The sequence below is a fragment of the Pseudomonas sp. YA1 genome (assembly GCF_058680555.1).
Genome location: NZ_JBZWBG010000053.1, coordinates 1 through 658 on the forward strand (window position 1 = coordinate 1; position 658 = coordinate 658).

The 658-nt window shown below is 68.2% G+C and carries 1 protein-coding gene; it reads right to left on the minus strand.

Annotation, left to right across the window (positions count from 1 at the left end; genetic code table 11):
- Window positions 1-658 (minus strand): ATP-binding cassette domain-containing protein (locus AC4OR5_RS30930; protein ID WP_491952862.1); only part of this gene is annotated, 658 nt, incomplete at both ends.

Sequence of the window (658 nt, forward strand, 5' to 3'; positions counted from 1 at the left end):
CGTTCGGCCAGGCGCGCGGTGCTTTCGTCGAGGCTTACCTTGCCCTGGCCGAGGACTATCACGCGGTCCGCCGAGGCGATGGTCTCGGGCCGATGGGCGACCATGACGCGGGTGATGCGCAGCGCGCGAATGGCGGCGTTGACCCGCTGTTCGCAGTGTACGTCGAGGTGGCTGGTGGCTTCGTCGAGGAACAGGATGCGCGGCTTCTTGTACAGCGCCCGGGCCAGCATCACCCGCTGCTTCTGGCCGCCGGAGAGCACCGTGCCCATGTCGCCGACCAGGGTGTTGTAGCCCATCGGCATGGCCTGGATGTCATCGTGGATGGCAGCCATCTGCGCGCACTGCAGCAGCCAGGGCATGTCCGGCTGCGGGTCGAAGAAACTGATGTTGTCGCTGAGCGAACCGGCGAACAGCACGTCGTCCTGCAGCACCGTGCCGACCAGTTCGCGCAGGCCGTCCAGGCCCAGTTGCGCAAGGTCCAGGCCGGCCATGCGGATCTGTCCCTCCACTGGCGGGAGGATGCCCAGCAGGACGTTGAACAGGGTGCTCTTGCCGCAGCCCGAGGGGCCGACGATGGCCACCGACTCGCCGCCGGCGATGCGCAGGTCGAGGCCGTCGAGGACCCAGGGCTCCTGTTCCGCGTAGCGGTAGCGCAGGC